The following is a 206-nucleotide window of genomic DNA, read 5'->3' as shown; positions in this document are numbered from 1 at the left end:
TATGCGTCGGAGGATACTGTCCGCACGAGAGTGTTTTCAGACAGCGTCCGCTTTCTTTCTTTCCCTGTGCCCTCGGGCAGCAGGAAGTGCGGCTATTATCAAACACGGGACAGTAGCTCAGTTGGTTAGAGCACCGCTCTGATAAGGCGGGGGTCAATAGTTCAACTCTATTCTGTCCCAGATTCAAAAAAAGGACAGAAGTGAGG

Annotated in this window: 1 tRNA gene; it reads left to right on the top strand. The window is 51.0% G+C overall.

The window, feature by feature from the left end:
• Window positions 1-106 precede the first annotated feature (106 nt).
• A tRNA-Ile gene (locus tag IZU26_RS13045) sits at window positions 107-180 on the top strand.
• The last annotated feature ends 26 nt before the right edge of the window (window positions 181-206 follow it).

Source organism: Treponema sp. SP13, from assembly GCF_050938355.1.
Classification (GTDB): Bacteria; Spirochaetota; Spirochaetia; order Treponematales; family Treponemataceae; genus Treponema_D; species Treponema_D socranskii.
The sequence above is the reverse complement of the archived record's forward strand: the minus strand, read 5'-3'. Positions and strand labels throughout refer to the sequence as shown.